This window comes from Alteromonas sp. ABD4_190 (assembly GCF_056160105.1).
Map to the genome: position 1 here is coordinate 1,215,247 of NZ_JBSWWN010000001.1, position 14,165 is coordinate 1,229,411.

Here is a 14,165-nt window from a genome sequence, read left to right on the forward strand (position 1 = left end):
TTACTCGCCTTTGTTGTCTGTCGTGTTTGCCAATGATGCCTCTACTGGTACTTCAGCATCTTCATCATTGGTGTGCACTTGCTCTACTGCTTCATTGAACAGCTGCCTTATCCGGTTTATGCGCGAAGCGCTTTTCTCTGAACCTGCTCCTTCCGCTTCTCCGGCACTTTGGTCATCATCTGGCAGGGGTTCTTGTGCCGACTCACTTGTTGGATTATCTTCTATGCACTCCAATGCCAAACGCGCCTCAAATACATCGTTTACAGATAGTTCGCTAAGCTGGACGTTTTGCTTTTCTGTTAAGCTATTTACTGTGCGCTTACGCTTGCGTTTCAACTGTAAAATCTCAGCGTTTTTCCCTTCTAACAAGCCCTGAATACGCTGCTGTAGATCAGTCAGGTAGTCTTCTGTTTCAACTTCAATGCATAACCACACTGGGTCTTTAGGACTAATGGCGTTATCCACATCGCTAAGGGCTTTATCTGCTTGAGAAGCTAACGTGATGGCATCGCTATTATTAATGGCCGCCTCAATCGCTTTTAAGTCGCCTTTTATTACTTCCATGGCCTGAAAGCGCGGTATGGGAAGCGTTGAGATAGTAGGCGTTGTGCTTTCAGATTCAAACGTTATCAACACTACTTGCTTTTGTGTGTTTAGTTCATCAAAACTTAGCGGTATGGGTGAGCCTGAATAGCGAATGTGTTCTGTTTTAGCAACTTTTTGTGGCCTGTGAATATGCCCAAGTGCAATATAATCGGCAGGCGGAAACCCTTTGGCGTCAAAGCCTTCAAGGGTGCCAATGTAGATATCTCGTACACTTTCTGACTGACTCACGCCTAAAGCGGTTAAGTGCCCGGTAGCAATAATAGGAATGGCAGCGCTATTTTTACTGCCCTGATCTGCTTGTTTTTCTTCAATTGAGGCACGCAGTAACAAGGCTTCATTATAAAGCGCCCTGTAATGCTGCTTTATCGCATCGCCTAGTGCTTGACGTTTGTCAGTGGCGCTTTGCCCTGCTTCACTAACAAGCACATCACGTGGGCGAATAAAGGGTACGGCACACAGTACGGCACTGGGCTGCCCCTTGCGATCGTTAAGCGTAATGACTTGTTTACTCAAATCGCCATACGTACTGGCTATTACGTGGCTATTTAAGTATTTCAGTAGCGCCTTACTTTCGTTTAATACCGACACTGAATCGTGATTTCCCCCCAGCACCACCAATGTACACTGCATGCCCTGTAATTCACCGATAAACGCATGGTAGAGCTCTCTGGCATAGCTAGGCGGCGTGCCCGTGTCAAACACATCACCCGCGACAATAATCGCATCTATTTGATGCATTTCTACTTGTTGAAGAAGCCATTTAAGGAAAGCGGCGTGTTCGTTTTTGCGACTTTTCGTAAAAAAACTCTGACCTAAGTGCCAGTCAGATGTATGCAATATTTTCATGTAGAAGTGAACCAGGCTTGTTGCATTGGAGATAGAGAAACGCATTCGGCGCAATGGCGCTGCTGCTATGGAGTGTCGATGTTGATCAACGCATCGTACAGCAACTATAGAGATTTTGTGGTTTTATGACAATGGTTTGGAACTTCCGTTGCCGGTCTTATTTTTCTCCTTAGCCTCGATTATTTAAAATCAAAGGCCTCGCAAAGGATACCAGACGGAATAACCTAGCTTAGACAATCTACTAGACGGTACAAGAAACAATCAAACAGGCTGATAAATATTATCCCAGTAGTCATCAAGTATCTTAACAGCATCGTTTAGCGCACGCGCCACAAAAATATCGCCGTGTTGTTCGACTAGTTCCATGTCCACCAGCTTATTAATAGCGTCAGTAACGTCGAAGTCGAGCGCACAATCAAGCTCTTCTGAAAAGTAACTTTCTATTACACTATCGAGGGTTGCTAATGTCATTCCACCAGCGGCAATCTCGCGCTCTGCACGCACCGCGCAGAATGCAGCACCACCCTCTACAGACACTTCACTACATTTCAGCAAAAATGTATAAGCCAACAAAGCTTCTTTGCAGTCCTCTTCCTCTGCCGCGTCAATTAACGTATGAAACACACCTGCGTTATTGTCCAAATTCTTAAAATACAGATTGTCAGACAAGGCCTTCATAAACCGAATTTTTCGGTTTTTAAACTTCGTCCATTCTTTAAAGATAAAACTACCAAATACGGCCATGCCGATACCAAAGGTGATTAAGCTCTGCTTAGTTAACTCCACTTCTTCGTTTTTAAAGCCCAGCCAAAACGCCAAAAAAGACGCCATGAGAAGTAGGGACGCGCCTAATTTAGTCACTAGTACCACGGTGCCACCTATTGCAGCCGACGCACTAATAATCAACTTATCTAGCGGACGCATTTTGACTTCGCTATTGGGAAACAGCATCTCCAAGTCTGCTTTAGGTACATTTTGAAAAAGCTTTACTATGGTTGAGCCAGGCTTAAAGGTTACCGGTGTTTGGCCCTTACTTTTGAAGTAAGCCTCATCTTTAAAAGTAATATAAACAGCGACTTTGTCGTAATTGGTAAACGATACCTGCTTTTTGCGTAGTCCGAAAAAGGTACGTACGGTTTCCGTTTTTACCGACTCGCCCCGTCTATAAAACACCACATCTTCAAAGTCATCGAAACTTACCGCGAGACGCACCTTGAACAAGGATTCCTCATTCAGCGCAGCTTCCAAATCATCATCTGTGACTTTCTCAAAATTAGCTGCGTTTAATAGGCTAGCAAAACCCTTGGCAAACGCTTTTTGGCTCTGTTTACGTGCGCTTTCATCCGAAGGCAGTAATTCACGTGTGTCTTTATTTGGATCGAAATGGCTATAGCTATTTTTCAGCGCTTCCAATTGCTCGTGGTACTGGTAGTGAATACGGCTTATTAAGAGCGTCGAGAAAGTACGAAAGTCTGTGCATTCGCGATCCAGTAGTTTTTCACATAAGGTGATGACGTCGCACTTGCGAAAAGGAATAAATCGTTCTAATGGCATCAGGTGGTCTAATGAGCTTTATTGGTTATTGTTCAATATGAATAGTCACCGTAGTTTAGGAAAAACTCAACCATTCTTGACGGAATTAAGCCCAATGGATAAGGCACCACTATTTTTCATATCTACAAACAATCTGTTATTTGAACAAGTAGAATACTCGACTGAACTTATTTGACTTAAATAAAAAATAGTCATAGCTTACAATGTGCTGATGACTTATCCCGTTCCCGCTAAACAGGTTGAAACCCTGTACGAAATCAAAAAAAGTAAATTCATTGCTTGCGCTGGCTTTGCTAACTCTCGTGAAAGTGCAATGGCGCTTTTAGAAAGCGTTAAACAACAATATCCCGACGCCAGACACCACTGCTGGGCCTATACCTTCGGAAACCCTAACGCGCCCACTAGGGCGGCCATGGCTGATGACGGCGAACCTAGCGGCACAGCAGGAAAACCTATCTTAAACGTACTTCAGCACAAAGATATCGGCGATATCATGATCATTGTTACGCGGTATTTTGGCGGGGTTAAATTAGGGGCTGGAGGACTGGTTCGAGCGTATTCTGCTGCTGCTCAGCAAGCCATTGACGCTCTTGAAGTTAGAGAAGAAATAAAACTAGAACCGGTTTGTGTAGACATTGATTTCAAACATGAGCAATTCGTCCGTCATTTAGTGGAACAAGCTGAAGGCAAAATTGCCAACTGCAGCTATGGAAGCAGTGTACAAATAGATGTTGAGCTACCTTTAGATGCACTAAGTGATTTTAGAAAGCAAATGGCCCCCATTGCTTTTTCAATATCTGCTAAAAACGAGTGAGCTCTAGAAAATTAGAAGCTAGCAATAACTTCATAAGTAGCTATAGTTTTTTTAGCACGTAAATAAAAAAGGCTCTAGTAAACACTAGAGCCTTACTTTTTACGGCATATTAATATTATTGACTCGTTAATCCTAACCTTTAAACGTGCCGCGTATAGGGTAGTTATTCTCTGGGTTTCGAATAAACTCTAGACCAGATACAAGCTGCTCTAAATCGGGGCGAACAAAAGGCGCGTTAGCAATTTCAGCAATATGAATTTCATTATCTCCGTTAAGCACAAACAAGGCAGGCTCAGCAAAGTTATGATCCGTTTCTTTTTCTGAACGAGGCTCAGAAATATATAACCCTAGCTTTTCCATATCACTTTGCGACAATCCGTACGCAATGGGAAAGTTTATCGACAAATCGTCCAAATGCTCTTCGAGCTGAGCTCTACTGTCGCCGCTTACTGCAACAACATCAATATTAAGCTCGCGTAGTCGACCCGTAAAATCTTCAAGTTTGTTTAAGTATTTGGTACAAATCGGGCAATGCTTACCACGGTATACCACTACCATTTTCCAGTCACATCCGTCGCCCTTGTCTGCCAGCGATATAGTTTCGCCAGTTGATAGCGTTACCTTTACTTCAGGAAAAGTAGTAGCTGGGTGCATCTTTTGTGTATACATAAAAACTCCTTAACGATTAATTCAAATCCTTCAGCGTGCGGCTAGCAAGTAAGCTGCTCAGCTACACTTGAATTACACTAGGTAAACGACACTAGGTAAACGTTAGTACGCTTGTCCTAACTTTAAGATCGCCCTTTTGAACAATCGTTCAATTCTTTATGTATAAGTATTGCTCTTGCTATAAATAAGAAAGCAGCGCCTAATGCGCTGCTTTAATTGTTACTAACTTAACAGAACGACTGATGATTAATTCACATAGCCTTCATTAGCTTTCACTGTAAGTGGGTGATAGCCCGGTTTCGCTTCTTCAAATGCGCGTTTAGCAAACGCCTTGCCTTCAGGTGTTTTTGATAGCTCGCGATAAAGGGGCTTAACAAGCTTATTGCGCCCTATCGACACCAAGTAGCTATACAAACGATCATAGGCAGGCTGATAGTTATTCTCTACTGCGATCATCAACCAACTATGAGCAATTTCGTTGTTTTTAGTCGAGGTGAGTGAAAACGCTGAATCTAGCTCAGCCAGCTGTGCGTTGCTTAGCGATTCAGGCATGTTGTTTAGAAAATATAGCCACTCGTGCACTGTCCACTGCGCGGTTTCAATATCCGCCGCTTTCACGTCGCCAGAAAGCCAAGCGCTTCGTGTTTCATCAATTTTAGTGAAGGCATCAGATTCTGGCTGTGGCGCTCCCTCGGGAATGCCTGGTTCAAAAATCCACGTTTGAATGCGCTCCGCGTCTAGCTTATCTGGGTACTGCTTCAATAACGTGTCGTCTAAATAAGCGATAAAGGTGTCGGTAGTAATGCTCTTAAAGGCAAAGTCTTTGAAGTATTGCATCAAGAACGCGTCGAAGTTCTCTCGACCAATCTTCTGTTCTATTTCACGCAAGAAGAGCGCCCCTTTTTCGTAAGGGATATTCGAGAAAACATCGTCTGGGTTGCGACCACGAAGGTCGATAGCCAGGATCTCATCATTTTCCTCTAATGCAGCAACATCATTCTCCAGGTCTTGATAACCCAGCACCGCTTCTTTTTTGAAACGATCGTGACCGTAGATCATTTCCATAATTCGGTAAGTTAAGTAGGTTGTGAAGCCCTCGTTTAACCACAGATCACGCCACGTAGCGTTTGTTACCGTGTTACCAGACCAGCTGTGCGCCAGTTCATGAGCAATCAATGAAACCAAGCTTTTATCACCCGCGATAACCGTTGGCGTGATAAACGACAAACGAGGGTTTTCCATACCGCCAAACGGGAATGACGGCGGTAGAATTAATAGATCGTAACGGTCCCACTGGTAAGGCCCATAGGTTTCTTCTGTTACTTCTAACATCGCCTCAGTGTCTTCAAATTCTTTCGCTGCACTTTCAAGTAGCGCAGGCTCAGCATACACGCCGGTTCGCTCGCCCATGGCTTTAAATTCTAAATCACCTATGGCCAACGCAATAAGATACGAAGGAATAGGCTGTGGCATGTTGAACTCATATTCACCGTCTCGCTCGGTGGTAGGGTCGTTCGACGCACTCATCACTGCTAGCAGGGCTTCAGGTGTTTTAATAGTCGCGTCATAGGTTACGCGTACTTGCGGTGAGTCTTGAAGCGGAATAAAGCTTCGCGCGTGAACCGCTTGCGCTTGGGTAAACAGGAACGGGTGCTTTTTACCCGCCGTTTGCGCTGGCGTTAACCATTGTACGCCAGACGCTTCAGGTGAGGTTGAATACGCAACCGTTACTGCGTTTGCGGTACTAGGTAGTGTAATCGTAAGCGGTGTACCTAAATCAGGGTCAATCTCCCCCATTTCAAAGGGCACGCTTTCACCATCAACCGTAACGCTTTGAATATTTAAAGCGCGCGTATCTAACACCAAGGTATTGTTGTCGGGCTTTTCACGCTTTACATCAAGCGTTACGTCGCCAACAAGCTGCTTGGTCTCAAAATTTGCAGTTAAGTTTAGGCTGAGATGGGTAACCCGAACCTCATTAGGGTTCGCGAAGGAGTGGTAATCTACCCCAGAGGCGATAGTTGCATCGGCGTGATTTTCTACCGAAGTTGTTTGTGCTTCAGTGTTAGAATCTGAGCCAACGCTGACGGCTTGATCATTATCTGTCTTGGCTGCGTCTACATTGCTGTTGTCGCTGCATGCGAACAAAACAGGCGCGCATACGAATGTAGCCAGTAATCCGTATTTTTTCATATAACTTCCTAAAGGATGATTGATACGATCTCAGTGTATCAATCTGTTATATGGCTGGCGACTCTAATTCGAAGAACTGCTATTTACGTGCGCTATAATTCAAAACCTTATATTTCTATAACCGTACAGTGAAATTTGATGCATCATTTCAGTATCATTTGCTTTAGCCTAACGCTGGAAACAGCCGCTTAGCTTTCAAAGGGTAGAAGTGTTCAACACATATAATTGCGCCCGCTAAGGCGGGCGCAATTGTAGAATCTGCTACCTTACGATTACGCTAAGGTAATTTCTACTTCAATGTTTCCACGGGTCGCATTTGAATATGGGCATACCTGATGAGCAGTATCGACTAAGCTTTGCGCTTGTGCTTTGTCCATATCACCTAAATCTACCGTTAATTTAACCGCTATAGCAAAACCTTGCTCGATAGGGCCAATTGAAACGTCACCCGTTACGCTAATGTCATCAGCTAGCTTTATCTTTTGCGATGCAGCCACATGCTTTAACGCACCAATAAAGCACGCCGAATAGCCTGCCGCAAACATTTGCTCAGGGTTAGTACCTTCACCACCAGCGCCACCCAGCGCTTTAGGTGTAGACAATTTAAGGTCTAAATTACCATCGCTAGATTTTGCTGTACCTTCGCGACCACCGGTTGCTGTTGCGGTTCCGGTATAAACGACTTGTTGAAGCTTATGCATGTTGCTCTCCTCAATAATCAACTGTTAATTTATTTTGCACGCAAAATAAATTAACACCGAACTCAGTTGCAGATCAAGTACTTTGTATGCAAAATATAAATAGCATTCAGCTAGCAGTATTAGTAAGGATCAAGTGTCATGTCAGAATTATTAAAGTTGGAAAATCAGCTTTGCCATCGTTTTTACACGCTGTCGAATGCATTCACTCGCGCTTACCGCCCACTTCTTAAAGCGTTAGATATTACCTACCCTCAATACGTAACCTTAATGGCTCTGTGGGAAACCGATGACATCACTATTGCTGAGCTTCTTGAAAAAACAGTGATTGACGGTGGTGCCATGTCTTTGATCTTAAAAAAGCTGGAAGAAAAGGGCTTTTTAGTGGTGACTAAAGATAAGGTAGACAAACGCGTTAAGCGCGTACAGCTCACAAAAATGGGTAAGGAACAGAAAGCCATAGCAGAAGAAGTACCCGCGCAAATGCTTTGCAAGTTCAATGGTATGAGTACAGAAGAAAGTAGAACATTAAAACACCTTCTGGATAAATTGGGAGGCTGTTTCGAAAACACCGATTTATGAGTCCCTTTGTAATCTTATCGTCATTAAACTATTTACGTTTTCTGTTAATATTTTCACATTCAGCGAACAAGTGTGCGCTATAATTGTCATAGATATGCCAATAGATAATTAAGAGGTGCGCATATTTCTACTGATTACAAAACAGGAGACGTGATGACAGACATAAAGGAACAAACGAAAGCTATTTCTGCCAAAGCTTACTCCGTTTTAGAAGAGTGGCTGAATAGTATTACTCACGGCATTGGCTTTATTGCGGCTATCGTGGGTTTAATATTTATGCTGTACCGCGCTGAAGATACATTAGCGCTAACCACAGCCGCCATTTATGGCTCAACCCTTATCCTCGTTTTTTTAAGCTCTACGCTTTACCATGCAATTTCGCACCACAAAGCTAAGGGGTGGCTTAAGTTATTCGACCATAGTGCAATATATTTATTGATAGCAGGTACTTACACACCTTTACTCTTGGTTTCAATTGGTGGCGTCTTAGGTATTACCATGACTGCTATTATTTGGAGCTTAGCGCTTGGTGGCGTCGCGTTTAAACTTATTGCTCAGCACCGGTTTCCAAAAGTGTCGGTAATGACCTACCTATTAATGGGATGGATTGCTCTAGGTCTTATTTACCCACTCTACGTCGCCCTGCCAGGCGCTGGACTCTGGTTACTGGTAGCAGGCGGGCTGTGTTTCAGCGTAGGCGTGTGCTTTTATGTGGCAAAAAAGGTAAAGTATACCCATGCAATTTGGCATTTATTCGTCATTGGTGGATGCAGTTGCCATTATTTTTCTATTTATTATTTCGTCGTTTAACAAAAGGTTTTAGATAACGCAGCTATGCAAGAAGCTGAGAAACAAGAAGACAGTACAACAGCAAAACCGAATATCGCGTGGTTTTCTCTGCGTGCTGGGCATATATGCCTTGGTAAGAAACCAGTTGAAAGTGATTTTGAAAGACTTAAATCACTTGGCGTAACTCACATTGCCACGGTACAGACCAGTGAAGAAAATGCACCGGTTATTCGGGACCGTTCCATTGCGGCTGGGTTAGAGTGGTTATGGGTTCCCTTTTTACACCCGTCGTCAGAGTCCCCCACCGAAGATGTTCATCTACATCAATACCTTCATGAGTTGTCTCAAATGCTGACTGAGGGAGCTAAGATGTATTTACACTGTGACGGTTCGCAGCACCGCTGTAGTCTTTTGTTCTATGCACTTTGCCACTATTGCCGTGTTCCATCTAATAGCGCTTACAATGCGCTACACAGCTTTGGCGCTAGTGCGGCAAATAACCTTAAACGATCCGAGCTCACATGGGCTGCAGAATTGGGGCATATTGCGCCTAAAATCTAGGCGATAAAAAACGCACCCTTCTTAACAATTTAGTCAATCTAGGCGCGCGATATGTTTTAATCAATCAAAGCGTTTAGGCTAACTGTTACCAACAGCGCCCTATCTTTTTGTTTAAAATTGATAAATGTTAGCGTTGGTAAGAAGTTTATTCGCATCAATTTTTTCTTGCACACAGCGCACTATATCAGCACGAGTGAATACGTAAATCCGATCCTTGCGCTCTCGACTTTCGCCCATTTCGAAATCTTTTAGCACCATGCTGATGTGTTCATTTTCCGGCAGACCCCGTAAGCCTGAGCCAAATCGGCATAGGGTCTCGCTCATGCCCGACTCAAAACCAGCCAGAAACGTTTTATAAGCTTGCTGCTGCTGTGCTTTTCGCGCCTCCATTTGTTTAGTCTGCTCTTTCTCAATTGCTTTGAGCTCGTCCTTCATGCTTTTTTCCTTCGCTTCTAATTGCTTAAGCTGCTCTCCAGACTGCTCTTTTTGCGCGAGTAATTCTTTTTTTCGCGCCTCGTCTGCGTGACGCAATTCAAAGGTAATATCTCGCAATTCACGTTCTACTTCTCTTGCTTCCCAAGCAAGTTCACGCTGCATGTTGCGTAGGTCCCGTAAGCGACTGTTGTTGTCAGCAAATGCCTGAGAAAAACGATGGCTGGTTTCTTCTGCGTAAGCTTCCCACTCTCTGGCTGCTTCAAACACTATGTCATCTACATCACTAAACGAATTTACAGACGGGACTGGTGGTGCAGGCGGTGCAGGTGGTACAGCACCAACCAAACCTTCTACCAGTGTTTCTATCTCTCGCACCCAGTTACCACTTTGCCCTCTCACCGAAAAAGTAAATACTGCCCCCTGCCCCGCGAGATAGCTAGTTTCAATTTGACTCACTCTCCAAGAATCTGTCGCGGCATTTTGTCGTAAGGACGTTTTGAGTACCCCTGACATTATTTCTAATTCATTCGATAGCGTGTCATATTTTTGCGCACTTTGTGCGTTCGCAAGACCACCAGCAGCAGAGCAAAGTAGTAAAGCAGTTAATAAACGTTTCATAATTTCACCTAATTACATTAATCATCTAGCGACGACTGTGGATTGTTTGTTTCATACGGCATGGTTAATGGCACTTCAGAACGGCTGTTAGATAAACTTACCGCGCTGTACCCTATTTCAATGTCATCAATTTCATCCTGTAGACGCGTAAATTGGCGTGCATAGAATCTTTGATCGTCAATACGCTGCTCGTTGATAAATTTGATAAGCTCGGCAAAGTCGTGTTTACGCTCTTCTCTGCTCGACGCTAACAAGTACTTGGTAAGCTCTGCACTACTTTGTTGCTGCTGTGTAGATAGCGCCTGAGCGTATTCTTTGAACAGTGTTTGGTTTGCTTGTTGATAGAAATCACGTTGCTCACCTAAAGCTTTAGCAACTTCTTGCGTCACGCGCTGCTCAACCATTTCATCCACTGTGTTGGCGCTTTTGTTTGAAAACGTAAGCGCTATACCGTTATCGTTATACGACAGCTTTGCACCGGTGAGTACGGCTAATAGCGCACACGCCGACATGGCCATGGCACACGACGGCAAGCTAAACCAAGACGACAGCGAACGTGGTTCATCTTTTTTAAAAAAGGTCTGTTCTTTGTCCCATTGGGGAAGTGCCGGAGCAACGAAGCTTGCACTTGCGCTGTTCAAACGAGCGCTATTTTCTACCGCTAGCGCGAACTCAGCATCTGAATCACACAACGCGTTAAACTGCTTTTCCTGCTCGCTATCGAGCGAGTTGTCCAGATAAGCTGAGAATAAGGCTTCTTTGTCATATAAGGTCATTATTCCAACTCCAACTTCAACTTTGCTAAGGCTGCGTAAAGTCGCGACTTAGCGGTATTTACTGAGATATCCATTTGCTGTGCAATTTCTTCAAACGTGAAATGACCGAAGAATTTCAATTCCACCACAGCCTTTTGGCCCAAAGGTAGGGTCTGCATAGCCTGCGTTAACGCTCTACTCTCTCTATCGCTATAAAGCTGCATTTCAGGGCATGGCGCACTGCAAAGTGGGGCCTGTATATCGTCAATGTCAGAATGCGGCTTTCGCTTGCGATATAGTTCAACGCAGCGACAGTGGGCAATGCGATAGAGCCAACTTTTAAAACTGCCCTTACCTTTAAAACAGGCAAGACTGCGAAACACAGAGATAAAAATCTCCTGCATCAAATCTGCTGCATCATGGCTATTCCCTGTCATTCGAATACCGTATTGATACATAGCGGTTTCGTAGCGAGATATAAGCGTAAACCACGCTTTTTTATTACCCTTTAATGCCTGTTCCACGAGTTTTTCATCTCGTTTTTTAAACACGCCATTCCCCGTTTTTACGCTTTGTTATTTACTTAACCATTAAGTCGATAAGCTTTGCAAAAAAGTTTGTTTAATTGATAAATAAATTGCTCTTTAGGGAATAAGCCCACTGAAACAGTGCTTTATACCAATCCGCATAGATAAAGGATGGGGAACTCTTTTTAGGGACAACCAAGACAATAATTGATGTCGGCAATAGAAAAGCGGCTGAGCACAAGAGTTCAACCGCTTTAGCTAAATACGAAAGGTAGCGCGCTCTGCGCCAAGACTATTTTAACGTTGGCTTTGGCAGCAGGGGCGAGATAATTTCACCTATACGACGAAACAGCTGCATACGTGTAGTGCCCGAACGCCATACTAAGCCAATCTCACGAAACCCCTGCTCTTCAGCGGGGAAGCTCTTAAGACCAGTGTGTTCAAGAATAGATTGGTTTATCGCAAGTTCAGGTAAGAAGGTGTAGCCCATTTTACTGTTCGCTAGTTGCACCAATGTATGGAGACTGCTTGCTGCCACGCTGCTAATTTGGTCACTATGCTGAAGGTTACACGCACTCACTGCGTGGCCGGTCATACAGTGTTCTTGCTGAAGTAAAAAGATACTCTTTTTAGGCAAGGTTGAAATATCCACAGGGTTAGGCAATTGCTCGGCTATATTTTCGTGAGCTATCAGATGAAACGGGTCGTGCCCCAAGACCATTTGTTTACACCCAGGAGTTTCCATTGGCAGCGCTAAGATCAGTAAGTCTAATCTGCCGTCGGTCAACTGCTGAAGTAACTTCTCTGTGGTGTCTTCCTGCATTTCTAAATTGATCTCGGGCAGAAACGCAGAGAACGCCCCTATCATGCCTTCAAAAAGAAACGGCGCGATGGTAGGAATAACACCTAACTTTAATGTGCCTCGTTGCCAATTACCCGCATTTTGCGCGTACTCCACCAGTTCATTGGCTTCTTGTAGCAGCACTTTACTGCGTTCAACAATATCTAGTCCCAAAGACGTAAACACAAAGGTTTTATGTTCACGCTCAAGAAGTTGGCTTCCGAAGTGCTCTTCAAGGTTCTGAATGGCCGTACTCAATGTTGACTGACTTACGTTACAGCGCTGGGCAGCACGGTGAAAATGTTGCTCTTGATGTAGCGTCACTAAATAGTGCAGGTGCTTAAGATTAGGCCATTTCATGGGCATCTCACAATTATTTAAAAAGGGATTAAAAAATATTGGATTAATCTAACATAAAGATTAAAAAGCGCCTAGAGTTGTAGCGCTTAGTTAACCAATACTACCTTGTTTCATCTGCATCCATATATATCAAGCAGGCTCTAAATGAAGGTGAGCTTGCCTTTTACTTTGCAAACTATAAGAAGCTTTTAAGAAATTGGTGTTTCTTGCTGGAAAGCCCCCACAAGTAGCGTTAGGATTAAATTAAACCGCAATAACCGTCACATTTTTTCAGCGAAGTAAGACTCGCTTTTGAATGATCTAGCTAATAGAGCGATAAACCATTGAGGGCAGTATGAAAGGACATTATAAAAACATTTTGTGTGTATTGAGCGATTCTCATCGACAAGATGATACGGTTGCCCAAGCACTGCATATCGCCAAAGCACATCAAGCTTCTCTTACCATTATGCTTTCGCTAGAATCTTTGCCGCCCAACGCCAGTATGGTCATGGAGTCTTTCTCTTACGTTGATTCTCAGCAAACCATGGAAACCCAAGCCCAGCACTGGTTAAAAGAACAAGCGGAAAGCTGGGGCAAACACTATCCTGTATCTACCGCGGTAACGGTCGGACAACCACTTATTGATGTTGTACGCTACGTACAGAAGAATAATATCGACTTAGTGATTAAACGCGCTGAAGAAAGCTTTCTAGATAAGTTATTCGGAAGCTTAGATATGCGCTTATTCCGCAAGTGCCCCTGCCCGGTTTGGATCATTAATCACAAGCCTCGCAGTCAGTACAAAAACGTCGTGGCCGCGCTGGATTTGAATTATCACTACCCTCAGCATGAAGTATCAATTAGGCGCGACCTTAACCGCGACATTTTACGTCACGCTAGCCAGATAGCTCTGCTAGAGTTTGCACAGCTACACATTGTTCACGTTTTTGATGCGGTTCCTGAAAATATCGCCAGAGACGGTTTTATTACTGTCGATAACGATAGAATGGAAACTGATCTTGCTAAAATTCATGCCGAACGTGAAGCTGAACTAGACAGGCTGCTTGAAGAACTGGGTAATGAACTCGATGATAACGTATTAGAGTACTTAAAGCCTCAGAAACACATTGTTCACGGTTATCCTAGAAGAGAAATTGCAGCTACTACCACATCGCTTGATACCGACATTATTGTGATGGGTACAGTGGCACGTTTAGGTGTTCCTGGCTATATAATGGGTGATACGGCTGAAGAAACGATTCATCAGCTTAAGTGTGCCGTGGTCGGCGTTAAACCCCGTGGCTTTGAAACACCTATCTCTATTGATTAGACTGT

The 14,165-nt window shown here is 43.9% G+C and carries 14 protein-coding genes; 5 read left to right on the forward strand and 9 right to left on the reverse strand.

From position 1 onward, the window contains the following. Together sbcD and ACXAFM_RS05350 are read right to left on the reverse strand one after the other, a co-directional pair. Positions 1–1,452, reverse strand: coding sequence for an exonuclease subunit SbcD (sbcD, locus tag ACXAFM_RS05345; RefSeq protein WP_474833732.1), 1,452 nt, complete (start codon positions 1,450–1,452; stop codon positions 1–3). A 261-nt stretch (positions 1,453–1,713) separates the two neighbouring features. Beyond that, entirely contained in the window at positions 1,714–3,006 is a 1,293-nt protein-coding gene (locus ACXAFM_RS05350; protein WP_474833734.1) for a TMEM143 family protein, read from the reverse strand. A 211-nt stretch (positions 3,007–3,217) separates the two neighbouring features. Here ACXAFM_RS05350 and ACXAFM_RS05355 point away from each other — a divergent pair, with 211 nt between their 5' ends. Next, a complete protein-coding gene (locus ACXAFM_RS05355; protein ID WP_474833736.1) occupies positions 3,218–3,820 on the forward strand; it encodes a YigZ family protein in 603 nt (200 codons plus the stop codon). A 132-nt stretch (positions 3,821–3,952) separates the two neighbouring features. On the opposite strand, the gene ACXAFM_RS05360 is transcribed toward ACXAFM_RS05355, so the two are convergent. The 3 genes from ACXAFM_RS05360 to ACXAFM_RS05370 all read right to left on the reverse strand — a co-directional run bounded on the left by ACXAFM_RS05360 (position 3,953) and on the right by ACXAFM_RS05370 (position 7,383). Beyond that, a complete protein-coding gene (locus tag ACXAFM_RS05360) occupies positions 3,953–4,489 on the reverse strand; it encodes a peroxiredoxin-like family protein (RefSeq protein ID WP_474833738.1) in 537 nt (178 codons plus the stop codon). Positions 4,490–4,735: 246 nt separating this feature from the next. Continuing rightward, entirely contained in the window at positions 4,736–6,682 is a 1,947-nt protein-coding gene (locus tag ACXAFM_RS05365; RefSeq protein WP_474833740.1) for a M1 family metallopeptidase, read from the reverse strand. Between the two features lie 272 nt (positions 6,683–6,954). After that, complete coding sequence (locus ACXAFM_RS05370) at positions 6,955–7,383, reverse strand: organic hydroperoxide resistance protein (protein ID WP_474833742.1); 429 nt, start codon at positions 7,381–7,383, stop codon at positions 6,955–6,957. A 138-nt stretch (positions 7,384–7,521) separates the two neighbouring features. Here ACXAFM_RS05370 and ACXAFM_RS05375 point away from each other — a divergent pair, with 138 nt between their 5' ends. The 3 genes from ACXAFM_RS05375 (at position 7,522) to ACXAFM_RS05385 (ending at position 9,312) form a co-directional block, all read left to right on the forward strand. After that, the gene (locus tag ACXAFM_RS05375; protein WP_474833744.1) at positions 7,522–7,962 is read left to right on the forward strand and encodes a MarR family winged helix-turn-helix transcriptional regulator; all 441 of its coding nucleotides are present in this window, start codon (positions 7,522–7,524) and stop codon (positions 7,960–7,962) included. A gap of 153 nt (positions 7,963–8,115) precedes the next feature. After that, positions 8,116–8,772: a PAQR family membrane homeostasis protein TrhA gene (gene trhA / locus ACXAFM_RS05380; protein ID WP_474833746.1), complete on the forward strand. Its 657-nt coding sequence runs from the start codon at positions 8,116–8,118 to the stop codon at positions 8,770–8,772. Positions 8,773–8,796: 24 nt separating this feature from the next. Next, positions 8,797–9,312: a protein-tyrosine phosphatase family protein gene (locus tag ACXAFM_RS05385; RefSeq protein WP_474833748.1), complete on the forward strand. Its 516-nt coding sequence runs from the start codon at positions 8,797–8,799 to the stop codon at positions 9,310–9,312. Between the two features lie 111 nt (positions 9,313–9,423). On the opposite strand, the gene ACXAFM_RS05390 is transcribed toward ACXAFM_RS05385, so the two are convergent. From ACXAFM_RS05390 to ACXAFM_RS05405, 4 genes are all read right to left on the reverse strand, one after another. Then, positions 9,424–10,365: a hypothetical protein gene (locus ACXAFM_RS05390; RefSeq protein WP_474833750.1), complete on the reverse strand. Its 942-nt coding sequence runs from the start codon at positions 10,363–10,365 to the stop codon at positions 9,424–9,426. Positions 10,366–10,382: 17 nt separating this feature from the next. Further along, a complete protein-coding gene (locus tag ACXAFM_RS05395) occupies positions 10,383–11,141 on the reverse strand; it encodes a hypothetical protein (RefSeq protein ID WP_474827606.1) in 759 nt (252 codons plus the stop codon). After that, positions 11,141–11,671, reverse strand: a complete 531-nt coding sequence (locus ACXAFM_RS05400) for an RNA polymerase sigma factor (RefSeq protein ID WP_474827608.1) — start codon at positions 11,669–11,671, stop codon at positions 11,141–11,143. The genes ACXAFM_RS05395 and ACXAFM_RS05400 overlap by 1 nt, the downstream gene beginning before the upstream one ends. A gap of 268 nt (positions 11,672–11,939) precedes the next feature. Next, complete coding sequence (locus tag ACXAFM_RS05405) at positions 11,940–12,848, reverse strand: LysR substrate-binding domain-containing protein (protein WP_474833752.1); 909 nt, start codon at positions 12,846–12,848, stop codon at positions 11,940–11,942. A gap of 334 nt (positions 12,849–13,182) precedes the next feature. On the opposite strand from ACXAFM_RS05405, the gene ACXAFM_RS05410 reads away from it, so the two are divergent. Then, entirely contained in the window at positions 13,183–14,160 is a 978-nt protein-coding gene (locus tag ACXAFM_RS05410; RefSeq protein ID WP_474827612.1) for a universal stress protein, read from the forward strand. Positions 14,161–14,165: the final 5 nt, after the last annotated feature.